This is a genomic window from Nocardia huaxiensis (genome assembly GCF_013744875.1).
Lineage (GTDB): Bacteria > Actinomycetota > Actinomycetes > Mycobacteriales > Mycobacteriaceae > Nocardia > Nocardia huaxiensis.
The window spans coordinates 418,840-433,160 of sequence record NZ_CP059399.1 but is presented as its reverse complement, the minus strand read 5'-3'; the positions used below and the strand labels follow the sequence as shown (position 1 = coordinate 433,160).

Below are 14,321 nucleotides of genomic sequence, written 5' to 3'. Positions count from 1 at the left end.
AGCTATTTCGACTCGGTGTTGATCTCTTCCAATTTCTTCGTGAGGTCGGCGCCGATGGTAGCGATGCGCGGCTCGTCGATGATCTGCAGGTGATCACCCGGGATGTGGATGATCTCCAGATCCGAGATGTGATCATCCCAGCCACCATTGGGCAGACGCTCACCGAAACGCGGTTCCAGTTCGATGATTCCGTCGTGGTAGCGGTCGGCCAGGTAAAGAACCACGTGACCTTCGTAACGCATGGGCGACAACCGGTAGAGCTCACCGCCGTCGATGAACGAGGTGCGCTGGTGCTCCAGCACGCCGCCCGGAATGTCGACGCCCGCGAATTTGACCAGCTGCAGGACGATTTCGATCTGCTCCTCGTCCGACGCCGCGGCCAGCTCCTCGAGCTGCTCGTCGTCCAGCTCACCGGAGAAGCCGTAGGTCTTCTGCGCGAAACTCTGGAAACGCCGGATGCGGTTGACCCGCTCCTCCGGAGTGTCGACGTGCGGCTGCGACGGCAGCGCCACATCGATCAGACCCACCACGCGCACATCGTGGCCGTCGGCGCGCATGAGCTCGGCCACCTTCAGCGCGAACACGCCACCCAGCGACCAGCCGTAGAGCACGTACGGGCCCTCCGGATTCCGCTTCAGGATCTCCGGAATGTACTGGCGCGCACGCTCTTCGATGGAACCGTCGACCCGCTCGAAACCGAATACGGGGGTGTCGGCCGGAAGCCGCTTCACCAGTGCGTCATAGGCGAGGGTATTGCCGCCCGACGCGTGGAACACGAACACCGGCACCGAAGTCGAACCGGCTTGCGGCGCACGCAGGGTGCGCACGAAGCCTTCGACGTCATTGCCGTGCTCCTGGTAGGAGGCCACCAGTTCGGCGAGCCGCTCGATGGTCTTGCAGGCGCGCACATCCGCGGCCGGGATCTCGGCCTGCACCCGCTCGGACAGGCGGGCCACCAGCTTCTCGAAGGTGGCGTCGTCCAGTTCGGGCAGCGGGTTGAAGATGCCGCCCGCCGTCTTACCGGTCACCAGCGCCCAGGTGGCGAAGGCGAGCCGCTCGGGGGCATTGCGCGGCGGCACATTGTCGGCGTCGGTCTCGGCGATCGGCGCGGACGCCTCGTAATCGGCCGTAACCGGTTCTGCCGCAGCCGCTTCGACGATCTCCTCGGCCTCGGCGACCGGGTCGGTGGTCTCCACCTTCGGCAGCAGGGCGGCCGGGTCGCCGCCGGCGGCCAGGGCGGCACGCGCAGCGGAGACGAAGTCGGCGTCGACGGTGATGTCCTCACCGGCGGCCTGCCGGGCGGCGATCTCCTCCAGCTGGTCGCGGTGCTCGATGGCGTAGCGCAGCACCTTGCCGACCTCGAGCAGGCTGGCGTCGCGGACCGCCTGCAGCTGCAGCTGCGGGATGTCGAATTCGTATTCGACACGGTTCTTGATGCGCATGGCCATCAGCGAGTCGAGGCCCAGCTCCATGAGCGGGATCTCCATCGGCAGGTCCTCGACCGCGTAGCCCATGGACTCCGCGACGATGATCGCCAGGCGCTGTTCGATGGTCTGCTTGCCGTTGGGATCCCAGCGCTCGCCGGGGGTTTCGGCGACCTCGACCTCGGCGGCCGGAGCCACTGCGGGCTTGGAGACCTGCTGCACCGCAACGGATTCCGGCAGCGGGTCACCCGAGGTGACGACGGCGTCGAACAGCGGGCGGAAGACATTGCCTTCCTTGGCGTGCACGGAGACCGAAGCACCGCCCAGGTGCGGGGTCAGCGTGGTGGTCAGCGTGCCGGTGGACGGCATCTCGCCGTGCGTCACCGACGCGCCGAGGGTGACATCCGAAAGCACCTGCGCCGCAGCGGCAGTCACCAGTGCACCGAGGTCGCTGACGATGCCCGCCTGCACCTCCCACACGTGCCGGCCGTCCGGCAGCGCCACGTGCGCGCCCGGAATGAAGCCGTTGCCCGCGGAACCGGAGGTGACGCCGACCTTGGGCCAGTACTCCTTGCGAATGAACGCGGTGCGCGGGATGTCCGCGTAGTCACCGGGAGTCAGCAGCGAGAACAGGTCCACCGAATGACCCTGCACGTACAGCTGCGCCAAAGCCGAGATGACGGCGGCGGATTCGTCTTCCTTGCGCTTGAGCGTCGGGATCAGCGCGGCATTGTGCACACCCATGGCGAAGGTGGTGCCCAGCACCTGCATCAACGCCACCGAATGCGGGGCCAGCTCGATGTAGGTGGTGATGCCCGCGTTCACGGCCTGCTTGATGGCGTTCGTGAAGTACACGGAGCCGCGCATGTTCATGACCCAGTAGTCGACGTCGTGCACGGGGGCGTGGCCCGCCGGGTACACGGTGTCCTGGTGCACGGTCGAGTACAGCGCGCCCTTCAGCTTGGTCGGCTCCAAACCGGCCAGCTCCGCGGCCAATTCGCCGAGCAGCATGTCCATCTGCGAGGTGTGGCCCGCGCCGCGCGTCGGCAGGATGCGCGCGAACTTGCCCGCCTCCTCGACCCGCTTCACGATGGCCTCGACCGACGCCGGCGGACCGCCGATGACGGTATTGGTGGGCGCGGCGTACACCGACACCTCGATATCGGGGAACTCCTTCTGGAGTTCGGCGACCTCTTCGGCGGAGTGCTCGACGATGGCCATGAACCGCACCTGATCGTCGGTGAGCATGGCCTCGCCCTCACCCATGAGGCGCGAGCGCGAGCAGATGACGCGGACGGCGTCCTCCAGGGCCAGACCGCCCGAAATGTACGCTCCCGCAACCTCACCCATGGAGTGGCCGACCACGCCGCCCGGCTCCGCGCCGTGCGCGCGCAGCACCGCGGCCAGACCGACCTGGATGGCGAAGGTGCCGACCTGGCCGGTGCCCACATCCCAGTCCTGGGCGTCGTCGAGGATCATCTCGGTGACCGAGTAGCCGGCCTCGTCCTGCACCAGCTCGTCGACCTCGTCGAGAGCCTTGCGGAAGATCGAGTTCTCGTTGTAGAGCTGCTTGCCCATCTTGCGGTGCGCGGCACCGAAACCGCCCATGACCCACAGCGGGGCCTCGGCGACGGGGGCATCAGCGGTGAAGACGCCGTTGCCCGGCTTGCCCTCGGCGATGGCGCGCAGGCCCGCGACGGCTTCCTCATGCGTCTTGGCCAAAACCACACCGCGCGAACGGCCGTGGTTGCGCTTGGCCAGCGCGCGGGCGACATCCTCGAGCGGAGTGTTCTTGCCCTTGTCGCTCTCCAGCCAGTCGGCCAGATCCTTGGCGGCACGGCGGCGACGCGACGGCAGGTAGGCCGACACCGGGAGAATCAGCGGCAGCGGCTCCTCCCGATTGACCCACTCCGGTTCGGGCGCAGCGGCTTCCAGGATCTTCTCGGCCTCGGTGAGCACACCGGTCGACTCGGTGTCGAGGCCCACGGCCTCGGCGATCGGATCCACCTCGGCGGGCGCGGCAGGCTGCGACGGCACGTACTCCTGCAGAATCACATGCGCGTTCGCGCCACCGAAGCCGAACCCGGAGATGCCGATGGTGGCCTTGCCGCTGTAGCGCGGGAACTCGGTGGGCTCGGTGACGACCTCGAGGTTCGCCTGATCCCACGGAATGAACGGGCTCGGGCCCTCGAAGTTGATGTTCGGCGGAATCACATTGTGCTGGAACGCCATGATCGCCTTGGCGAGGCTGGCCGCACCCGCGGCCGACTCCAGGTGACCGAAGTTGGTCTTGGCCGAACCGAGCAGCGCCGGCTTGCCGGCTTCGCGGCCGCGACCGACCACCTTGGCCAGCGCCTCCGCCTCGATGGGGTCGCCGATGGGGGTGCCGGTGCCGTGCGCCTCGATGTAATCGACGGTGCTCGGGGCGATTCCGGCGTCGCGGTAGGCCAGGCGCAGCACCTCGGCCTGCGCGACCGGGTTCGGCGCGAACAGGGCGTTGGAGCGGCCGTCGCTGTTGACGGCGGAACCCTTGATCACGGCGTAGATCTTGTCGCCGTCGCGTTCGGCGTCGGCGAGGCGCTTGAGCACCACCAGGCCGCCGCCCTCTGAGCGGATCATGCCGTCGGCGTCGGAGGAGAACGCCTTGATGCGGCCGTCCTTGGCGAACGCGCCGTTGGCCTGCATGCCGAGGCTGCCCAGCGGGGCGAGCAGCATGTTCACGCCACCGGCGATGGCCAGGTGGGTGTCGCCGTTGCGCAGCGCGCGAACGGCCTCGTGCACGGCCGTCATGGTCGTGGCGCACGCGGTGTCGACGTGCACGGACGGGCCGTGGAAGTCGAAGAAGTAGGAGACGCGGTTCGGGATGATGGCCGAAACGCTGCCCATGATGGCGTAGGCCTCGACCGACACCGGGGTGTTCTCGTCGCGTTCCTTGTTGAGGCCCATGGCGGCGAGCAGCTGGAAGTCGTTGCCGGAGGAACCGATGTACACACCGACCGGCTGGCCCTTGAGGGTGTTGGCCGGAATCCTGGCGTGCTCCAAGGCTTCCCAGGTGAGCTCCATGGCCAGGCGCTGCTGCGGATCGACGCGCTCGACCTCCATGGGCGACATGGCGAAGAACTCCGCGTCGAAGCTCTTCACCACCTCCTGATCGAGGTAGCCGCCCTTGGTGTTGGCCTCGGCGATGGCCGCGGCCGCGCGCGGGTCGCCCTTGAACTCGTCCCAGCGGCCCTCGGGTAGGTCGCGGATGGCGTCACCGCGATTGATGATGAAATCCCAGGTGGATTCGGGCGTATCGCCCGCACCCGGCAACCGGGTGGAGAGGCCGATAATGGCCACATCGTGCGCCTCACCCGGCTGGTAGCCCTGGGTGTAGAACGACTCGTCGTTCGCTTCGTCCGGAACTTCCGGTTCCCCGTTGATGATTCGCTCCGACAGCGACGCGATAGTCGGATGCTGGAAGACGACGGTCACCGGGAGCACGACGCCGGTCAGCTCCTCGATATCGCCGCCGAGCGCGAGCCCGTCCCGCGAACCCAGACCGAATTCCTCCATGGGCCGGTCCACCGTGATCGCGTCGAGCGGCTGCCCGGTCGCGTCGGCGACCCACTTGCGCAGCCACTCCCGCATCTCGGCCACCGTCATATCGGCCCCGGCGGCAGCCGGTTTCGACGCGGCGTCCGGCACCGGAGCATCATCGGTCGTCTGGTTGGGGACCATGCCCTCGTTCTCAGCCATCAGTTCCTCAAGTTACCTGTCTGCGTTCGGTGCGCGGCAGTATTGAGATTCTCACCGGTCTGCTGTGCGCGGACCGGTGACAAACGTGAATGGCGCGAACCGAAGCGAATCAGCTCACGCCATTCATTGCGAGACGGTCGTCTCACTCCTCGTCTGGTGCATCAGGGAAAGCCTGCTGCGTGTAACCACCACGCAGCGTGCCCTCCAGATACGCCGCCTTGCAGGCGCGGCGCGCGATCTTGCCCGACGAGGTGCGGGGAATGGAACCCGCTGGGACGAGCAGAATATCGCGTGCGGTCACACCATGCCGGGACGAGACGGCGGCGCGTACCGCGTCGGCGATCGGCCCCGGGTCGGCCTTACCCGCACCCGGGCCGCGCTCGGCGACGATGACCAGCTGCTCGGACGCGTCGTCGGCGTCGAACTTCAGGCCCGAATGGCTGTCCTGCGCAAAGACTTCCGCCGGCAGCTGGTTGGCCGGCACCGCGAAGGCGGCGACGAAACCGGGACGCAGCGCCTTGGACGCCTCCTGCGCGGAGTACTCCAGATCCTGCGGGTAGTGGTTGCGGCCGTCCACGATGACCAGGTCCTTGACGCGGCCGGTGATGTAGAGCTCGCCGTCGATGTAGACGCCGTAGTCGCCGGTGCGCAGCCAATTGCCGTCGGCCGGAACGCCTTCGGCGTGCGAACCCGTCTCGACGCGGTGCACCAGGCGGTTGCGGAAGGTCTTCTGGGTCTCCTCGGCGCGGCCCCAGTAGCCGATGCCGATGTTGTTGCCGTGCAGCCAGATCTCACCGACCCGGCCCTCGGGCAGCTCACGCGCGCCCTCGGGGCTGTCGATGGAATCGCCGTCCACAATGGCGGCCCACTGCGACAGCGCCACATAACCACAGCTCACCTGGGCAATGGCGTTCGGCGCGCTCTGATCCACCTTTACCACGCGACCGGCATTGAGCTCGTTGCGGTCGACGTAGATGTACTTGGCCTCGTCCTCGTGCCGGGTGGCCGAGACGAACAGGGTGGCCTCGGCCATGCCGTAGCAGGGCTTGATGGCGGTCTTGGGCAGACCGTACGGCGCGAACGCCTCGTTGAACTTCTTCATCGAGGAGGTCGTCACCGGCTCGGAGCCGTTGATCAGGCCGATCACGTTCGACAGGTCCAGGGTCTCGCCCTGCTTCGGCAGCGCCCGCGCGGCGGCGTGCTCGAACGCGAAGTTCGGTGCGGCGGCGAAGGTTCCGGCGCCGTCGGACACGGCCGCCAGCTCCTGGATCCAGCGCGACGGACGGCGCACGAACGCCGACGGCGACATGATGGTGATGTACTTGCCGCCCACGGCGGGCAGGATCACCGTCAGCAGGCCCATGTCGTGGTACAGCGGCAGCCAGGTGACGCCGCGCGAATTCTCGGTCAGCTCCAGGGCATTGACCATCTGCAGCACATTGGTGCCGACACCGCGATGAGTGATCTCGACACCGGCGGGCACGCGTGTCGAACCCGAGGTGTACTGCAGGTAGGCGATATCGTCGACCGCGATATCGGGGCGCACCCAGGACTCACCGACCGAGTCCGGGATGGCGTCGACGGCGATGATGCGGGGACGCTGCGCCGCAGGCAGGGCGCGGAAGAACTGGCGCACACCGGCGGCGGAGGAGCTCGCCGTCAGAATGGCCGCGGGGGTGCAGTCACCCAGCACGGCATGCAGTCGATCGGTGTGACCCGGCTCGTCCGGATCGAACAGCGGCACCGAGATGGTGCCCGCGTAAATGGCGGCGAAGAAGGAGATGACGTAATCCAGACCCTGCGGAGCGAGGATCGCGACCCGATCACCCCGTTTGGTCACCTGCTGCAGTCGGGCGGCCACCGCGCGCAGCCGCGTGCCGAACTGGCTCCAGGTCAGATCCTGATACTCACCGTCGCGCTCGCGTGAGTAGTCGATGTAGCGGTACGCCAGATCATCTGCGTCGTTACCGTGGGTGTGCTTCTCGACGTAGTCGACGAGGGTGCGCCCCTCGGGAATCGTGATGTTCCCCGTTTCGTCGAGGTAATCGTCGAAAGTCTCGTCCATTCCTTCTTCTCCTCCGAGGCACACACGGCGAACGGCGACAACGCCGCTGTTACCTGGTGAGGCCCCGACTCTCTTCGCCCGCGGGGGGCTCTTCGCGAGAGCCAACCTGCAGATTTGTGTTGCGGTCTGCGCGGTGACCGATCTATTGGCTAGATGTACTCAAACCAGGGACATGTTACAGAGGCACTACCCGGCCATGCTCCGGAGCGGCCAAACATATCCCAGCTCACTCCTATCGCTTCAACGGGATCACCGGTGCGAATGCCTCCATTTGGGTGGGTGTCACCCATGGTTCGGGACATGGATGTGAGTTGCCGCACGCAGCTTTCGCCGGGTGCGGCAACCCGGAGCACTCTACCGGCTGACCCCGGAACTAGGGGCGCTGTGTCGAATGCCTCTCGAATCAGGAGTGCGCGGGGTGGGGGGCGTTCTCGATCAGGCCGGTCGCCCAGCCGACCGTCCACTGGGTCGCGGTGGTGCCGTTGTCGTCCACGACGAAGCCGTTGTAGAGGCTGTGGACCGGGTTGCCGACCGCTTTGACCAGGGTGCCGATGCTGCCGAGGACGTTCACCGGAGCCAGGGCGTTCTTCGGGGCGTCGCAGATCAGGTCGCCCGGGGCGCAGATGGTGTAGGTGCGGTCGGTCAGATCGCCGAAACCCGAACGGGGACCGGTCATTGTGATGCCGAGCATATTGAAGCCCTTCAGGGCGACCTCGGCGCCGACGCCGCCGGGCGACTGGCCGATCTCGGTGGCCTGACCCGGCTGGCCCACATCGCGGCGGCCGTCGGCGATGAGCATCACGCCCAGCACCTTGTTCGCCGGCACCGGGCCCTTGCCCGCGCCGACCGACTCGGCGATATCACCGGCGATCACCGCGCCCTGTGAGAAGCCGGCGAAAACGTAAGTGGTGAGCGGACAGTGGTCGTACACCTCTTTGAGCCGCGCGGTCGCCCGGCCGGTGCCCTCGGTGCGGCTGACGTTGTAGGACGCCTGACCGTCCGGGGGCACCGCGATCGGATTCGAGAACTGCGCGACGTACGGGACCGTGTAGACCTCCAGCCGCTCGTTCGGGAACCGCTCCCGAATCGGGTTGGAGATGTTGAGCATGAGCGACACCGGATTGGCGGACGGGTTGTAGGGGTCGTCGTTGCTGTTCGACTCCCAGGTGCCCGGCACCGACAACAGGAAAACGTCCGGACAGTCGGCCGGCTGCGAGGTCGGCTCCTCCTTACCCGGCGGGGTGGGCTTCGGCGGGCGCAGCAGGCCCGCCGCCAGCGACCAGATCAGCAGGATCGCGATGATGATCGCCCCGATGATCAGCAGGGTCAGCAGCAGCTTCACCGGCAGGGGGGTCCGGCGTTTCCCGTTGCGGCGTCGGGTCGTCACTGGCAGTAACTACTCGTCGCGACGTCGTAGTAGATCTTGCCCGCCTGCTCCACCGACATCTTCGACTCGTCGAAGGACGGATCCGAACCGGCGATGGCGGTCACGTAGGTGATGATCTGATCCTCCGGGGCGTTCTGGGACTTGCCCTGGCACACCAGGTTTCCGGCGGTGATGGCGATATCCGAGGTAGCCGGGGTGATGCCCTTCGCCTTCAGCGCCTCGATGAACGCCTTGTCCCGGTCGGACAGTGCGGGCGAATCGCTGGGGGTGGTGACGAACTGCGACGGCACCGGCTGCGGTCGCTCCACCGCGACCGTCGTGGTCGGGGCGGCGGCCTGCGGCTGCTCCGACGTCGACGGATCGGCGGGCGACTCCCCGCCCGGAGTGCTGGAGGCCGCGGGCTTGGTCGTGGTCGGGGCCAGCGTCGGCGTGCTCGTCGCGGTCGAATCATTGTCACCGCAGGCGGCGAGCAGGCCGGCGGTCGCGGCGACAGCAGCCACCACGCCGAGAACCTTTCCACGGGTCCGTTGCATCGAATCTGTTCCTTGATCTGTGCTGCGGGCAGAGGACGCCCCTAGGCTAGCCGCAAGCTAGCGGGATGCACCCCCCACTCGATGGGTCCTCACACACTTCTCAGACGGAATCACTCCGTCATCCCGGCATGCTTTTGGCCGGGATCCATGCAGTTGACGCACTCCTTCGACGGTGTGGATCCCGGCCAAAAGCGCGCCGGGATGACGCAGGATTCACTCGGGATTGGATAGCGGCGCCGCAGGCATGCTCGGGAGCGTGATCGGCGGTAGCGCGGGTACCGGATCCGACGTGGTCGCCGCGGCCGGCGCGGGAGCGGTCGGCACAGCTTGGTCGGCATTCGGCTGAGTTGCCTGCACCGGATTCTGTGGTGCCGGTGCCGTGTCCTGCTGCGTCGCCGGAATCTGGTTCTGGGGCTGCGCCGGAGCCGGATTCGGCTGGGTCGCCTGCGCGGGCTGCGGGGCGGGTTTGGCGGCCGGGGCGGCGCTCACCGGCGGGCCGATGGGCTTGCCGTCGTGGCCGAACACCTGCGCCTTGCCGTCCTTCAGCAGGATCGAGCCGCCCTGGAAGGTCTGCTGGGTGCCGCCGCCGGCGACCGCGCCCTCGTCGGCGATGGGGAAGCCGAGGAAGCCGTTCTCGAAACCCTGTGCGCCCCAGGCGTCCATGATCAGGCCCTTGCGCACCCCGGCCGCGCCGGACAGCGGGCTCCAATAGATGTTGCCGCCCTCGAAACTCGTGTAGCGGCCCAGATCCTTCAGCGCCGCTTCCTCGGCGACCGGGAAGCCGTAGGGGCTGTTCTCGAAACCGAGCTGCGCGTACTTGCCCAGGATCAGGCCCTGCACCATGTGCGCGCCGGTCTTGGGGCTGAAGTACATGGGCCCGTTCTCGAAGCCCTGGACGACGCCGTCCTTGTTGGGTGTCCGGATCTCCGACCCGTTCGGGTAGCCGGCGGGGCCGCGTTCGAAGCCCTGCCTGCCCCACTCGTCGAGGATGGCGCCGCGCACCATGTGCGCGCCGGTCTGCGGCGTCCAATAGATATTGCCGGACTGGAACGGCTGGAATCGTCCACGGCCGTCCGGCAATTGGCGTTCGGCGCCGGTCGGGAAACCCAGTCCGCTGTCCGGGCCGCCCAGGCCCGCATAGCTGCCGGAGATCGCGCCGCCCACCGGGTACGCGCCCGCGGCCGGCGTGTAGAACACCTGGCCGTTGCGGAAGTCCTGCGCCACACCGTTGTTCGACTGGTATTCACCGGTCAGGCAGTCGCCGAGCCAGTTGTTCGCCTGTGCCGCAGCGCCGATCGCGCCCGCGAGCGAACAGGTCGCGGCGGTGTTGTCGACGCCCAGCGCGGCGGCCGTCTGCGGCCACGACTGACGCATCTCGAAATCCCAGTACGGCCAGGTGTGCGTGCCCGAGGGACGGTAGTTCACCTGCACCGGAATGCTCAGATCCTCGAGTTTGGCCACGAAGTTCTGGGAACTCAAGCGCGACAGCACTTCCAGGCCCATGCCCGCGTAGTTCGTGGTGATGCCGGGGATGGGGAGGTCGGCGGGCGCGTCGGTCGCACCGGCCGTGCCCGAACCGCTGGAGATGTAGAGGCTCTTGCCCTTGAGCTTGTCGGCCAGCTCGTACGGGTCGTGCGCCTTCCACTCCGGGCTGTCCGGCGGGCCGAACATGGCGGTGGAGTTGAAGCCGCCCGCGTCCCGCATGGCGAAATTGACCATCTGCGGCATGCCGAGCGTGGTGAGGGTGAGGAAACCCGAGTAGGAGGCGGCATGGCGCACCCACTCCGGATTGCGCGCGGCCAGCATCATGGCGGCCGTGCCGCCCATGGAAAGGCCCGCCACGCCACGCACATTCGTGGCCCGCCACTGGCTTTCCAGCAGCGGCGGAAGCTCCTTGGTGAGGAAGGTTTCCCACTTGTAGGTGTGGCCGTTGTCGGGCTGCAGCCAGTCGGTGTAGAAGCTGGACTGGCCGCCCACCGGCAGCACCGTGAGCACATCCTTGTCGGCGAAGAAGCCGGCCGCGCCGGCGTCCTTGGTCCAGCCGCTCTCCTGATCGGTGGCGCGCAGGCCGTCGAGCATGAAGAGCACCGGATACCTGGCGTCGGGTTTGGCGCGCCAGTCCCGGGGCAGCAGCAGCTGCACCTGGATGGGGGTGGCCATGGATGGCGAGTTCACCCACAGCGCCACCCGGCGATCACCCAGCCACTCGACCTTCTGCACGGTCGCGGGCACACCCTGCTCGGGTGCGGCCTGCGCGGGCAGCGCACCCGCGAAAGTGCCCGCAGCCAGGGGCAATACGACGGCTACGGCGCATGCCGCGCAGCGTCTGCGCGCCCGCTTGGTCTCACGAACAACTCCAGCCACACAACTTTTGTACCCCTGATCGGCCGCATCACCCGGTAGGACGCGCGGAGATCCGACACTCCGGCAAACGATCAGTTTTCCACCGGGGTAGACAAACCGGGCCGCCTACAAACCCAGCGAGGCCAAAATATCCGGCCGCGCCGCACCCAGCTGTTCCTGCCAGTAGCCCCAGGAATGCGTGCCGCGCGTCTGGAGGGCGTAGCGCGCGCCGATGTCCAGATTGTTCAGCCGGGTCATGAACGACAGCGTGTTCACCATCGACAGCGCCTCCAGCGCAACGGCATTCACGGTATTGAAGTAGCCGACCGGACCCTCCGGATTGTCGTACGGGCCCGGAATGCCCCACGCCGAGGAGATGTACATGGGCAGCCCGCGCAGCTGCGGCGCGAAGACGAACGGGTCCATGCGCAGCCACGCCGGGCTCCACGGCCACGCCATGGAATCCACATTGAAGCGGCCCGCGTCGAGCATGGCGATGCGGATGGCCTCGCGCATGCCGGGCGCGGAGATATTGAGGTATCCGGAGAACGAGGACGCGTGCTTGAACTGGTCGCGGTGATACGCGGCCAGCGCCAGCGCGGCCGAACCGCCCATGGACAGACCGGCCACGGCGTTGCGGGTGCGGGAGACGCCGTACTGCTCCAGGAAGGCCGGCAGCTCCTCGGTCAGGAAGGTCTCCCAGCGGTAGGTGAACTTCTGCCCGTTGGTGCTCGACGGCATCCGCCAGTCCGTATAGAAGCTGGACTGCCCGCCGACCGGCATCACCAGGGTGACGTCGTCCTCGGCGAACAGTTGCAGCGCATTGGTTTCGAAGCTCCACGCATTGAAGTCGTCGCGGGCGCGCAGACCGTCGAGCAGGTACAGCGCCGCGTCACCACCGTGGCGGGCCCACTGCACCTGCACCTTCACCGGTCCCATGCTGGAGGGGACCATGAGCTCCTCGAACCCGCCCTGCGGCGTCCGGTGGACCGGAGTGTGCGCGGGCAGGGCCAGCGCCGGTCCGGCGAGACCCGGCAGCGCGATCACCGCCGCGGCGACCGTGAGCAGCCGTCGCCGCCACCCGCGTCGTACGCGGGTGCGCCGGATGGCCTTTCGATTCGAACCGAGGTCTGGGCATGACGTAACGCCCTGTGCTGCCATGAACATGAGCTCCTGAACCGCAGGGGACAAACGACATCGAACGTGGAGAATTCGCTTTCGCCCGGTAGAAGCGCAGGTTCGGGAATCGAACGCCCGGGCGGTGGCAGTTTATACGCGGCCACCGGGAACCGGGCGGAATCCGATTCAGCTGGCGTGTATCTCGGCCTTGCCCTCGCGGAAGGAGATGTAGCCGCGCTGAAAGTCCTGCCGCACACCACCGCCCGGTATGGGCGATTCGTCAGTTGTTGGAAAACCGAGCGCCCCACCGGGTCCCGCCGCGCCCTGATAGGCCCCGGCGATCATGCCGCCCACCGCGTGCGCCCCCGTCGCCGCCGACCACAGCACCCGGCCACCCCGGAAATCCTGCACCGCGCCGCCCGCCACCGGGAACTCACCGGTGAGACAGTCCCCCAGCCACGACTTGCCCAGCGCCGCAACGAGAATCTCGCCGCCCGCGGCGCAGTCCGGCTTGGCCGCCTCCACCCCGAGCGCGGCCGCCGCCTGCGGCCAGGACTGGCGCATCTCGAAATCCCAGTACGGCCAGGAATGCGTACCGGAGGGACGGTAGTTGATCTGCACCGGAATGCTCAGCTTGTTCAGCTTCGCCACGAACTGCAACGAGGACAGCCGCGACAGGACCTCCAGCGCCATGCCCGTCCAGTTGGTGCTCACGCCCGGAATGCCGGAGGGAATGTCGTTCGGACCCGCCAGACCACTGCCGCTGGACACGTAAATACTTGTGCCCTTGAGCTTTTCCGCCAGCGCATACGGATCGTGCGCGGCCCATTCGGCATCGGTGGGCGTGCCCCACATGGCCTCGGCGTCGTAGCCGCCCGCATCACGCATGGCGTAACCGATCGCCTGCGGCATGCCGAGCGTGGTGAGGGTGAGCAGGCCGGAGAAGGACGCCACGTAGCGGGCGAAGCCGGGATTGCGGGCGGCGAGTGCCATGGCCGCGGTGCCGCCCATCGACAGGCCGACTATGCCGCGCACATTCGAGGTGCGCCACTGCTTGTCCAGCAGGGGCGGTAATTCCTTGGTGAGGAACGTTTCCCAGCGGTAGGTCTTACCATTGTCCGGTCTTCGCCAGTCGGTGTAGAAACTCGACATGCCGCCCACCGGCAATACGACAGTGATGTTCTTGTCCGCGTAGAAGGCTTCCGCCCCAGCCTCTTTCGTCCAGCCGCTCTGATCGTCGGTGGCGCGCAACCCGTCCAGCATGAGCAGCGTCGGGAAACGCGCCTCCGGTGTTCGGTTCCAGTCTCTGGCCAACAGCAGCTGGACCTGGATCTGGGTGCCCATCGCGGGCGAGTCCACCCACAGCGCGACGCGACGATCGGTCAGCCACACCACATTTCGGATCGACGGGCTCGCCACCGCCGCAGCGGGTTCCGCCATCGCGGGACCTGCCGTAACCGCCACCGTGGCTGCCATGGCGAGCGCGGCCAGCCCCCCGCGCCCGGATCTGCGTCTGCTAACTCTCGCCACCCCTGTCACAGTAGAGTTCTACCGCCACTTCAGCAGAAGACAAAAATACCGGCCACCTCTGGTGAGAGGCGACCGGTATCGGGTATTTCATTGTGGGAGAGCAACTCTCGAAGCTCTCAGGGGCTTCGCCCCGAACCCTCCAGGAGGCGGGCGGCGGAGCCCTCAGGGCCGCGCCGCCCGAA

5 protein-coding genes and 2 pseudogenes are annotated in these 14,321 nt (G+C 67.4%); all 7 read right to left on the bottom strand.

The genetic code is table 11. The annotated features are described in order from the left end of the window. Positions 1–2: 2 nt before the first annotated feature. Positions 3–5,162 (bottom strand): polyketide synthase Pks13, encoded by a 5,160-nt coding sequence (gene pks13 / locus H0264_RS01920; RefSeq protein ID WP_181582368.1) that lies wholly within the window; start codon positions 5,160–5,162, stop codon positions 3–5. A gap of 142 nt (positions 5,163–5,304) precedes the next feature. Next, positions 5,305–7,227, bottom strand: coding sequence for a long-chain-fatty-acid--AMP ligase FadD32 (gene fadD32, locus H0264_RS01915; protein ID WP_181582367.1), 1,923 nt, complete (start codon positions 7,225–7,227; stop codon positions 5,305–5,307). Positions 7,228–7,630: 403 nt separating this feature from the next. Beyond that, the gene (locus H0264_RS01910; RefSeq protein WP_420832076.1) at positions 7,631–8,620 is read right to left on the bottom strand and encodes a cutinase family protein; all 990 of its coding nucleotides are present in this window, start codon (positions 8,618–8,620) and stop codon (positions 7,631–7,633) included. Continuing rightward, positions 8,611–9,147 carry a DUF732 domain-containing protein gene (locus tag H0264_RS01905; protein ID WP_181582365.1) on the bottom strand — a complete coding sequence of 179 codons (537 nt, stop codon included), beginning with the start codon at positions 9,145–9,147 and terminating at the stop codon, positions 8,611–8,613. Before H0264_RS01905 ends, H0264_RS01910 begins: the two co-directional genes overlap by 10 nt. 522 nt (positions 9,148–9,669) lie before the next feature. Then, positions 9,670–11,511: pseudogene (locus H0264_RS01900) on the bottom strand (alpha/beta hydrolase-fold protein); the annotation flags it as partial. A 105-nt stretch (positions 11,512–11,616) separates the two neighbouring features. Further along, a complete protein-coding gene (locus H0264_RS01895) occupies positions 11,617–12,651 on the bottom strand; it encodes an alpha/beta hydrolase (RefSeq protein ID WP_181582364.1) in 1,035 nt (344 codons plus the stop codon). Positions 12,652–12,834: 183 nt separating this feature from the next. Continuing rightward, positions 12,835–14,085, bottom strand: a pseudogene (locus H0264_RS01890) (alpha/beta hydrolase-fold protein); the annotation flags it as partial. Positions 14,086–14,321: the final 236 nt, after the last annotated feature.

Excerpts from the sequence above, each read along its gene's own strand:
- fadD32 (WP_181582367.1), bottom strand. The coding sequence starts at position 7,227 with ATGGACGAGACTTTCGACGATTACCTCGACGAAACGGGGAACATCACG.
- pks13 (WP_181582368.1), bottom strand. The coding sequence starts at position 5,162 with ATGGCTGAGAACGAGGGCATGGTCCCCAACCAGACGACCGATGATGCT.
- H0264_RS01895 (WP_181582364.1), bottom strand. The coding sequence starts at position 12,651 with ATGGCAGCACAGGGCGTTACGTCATGCCCAGACCTCGGTTCGAATCGA.
- H0264_RS01905 (WP_181582365.1), bottom strand. The coding sequence starts at position 9,147 with ATGCAACGGACCCGTGGAAAGGTTCTCGGCGTGGTGGCTGCTGTCGCC.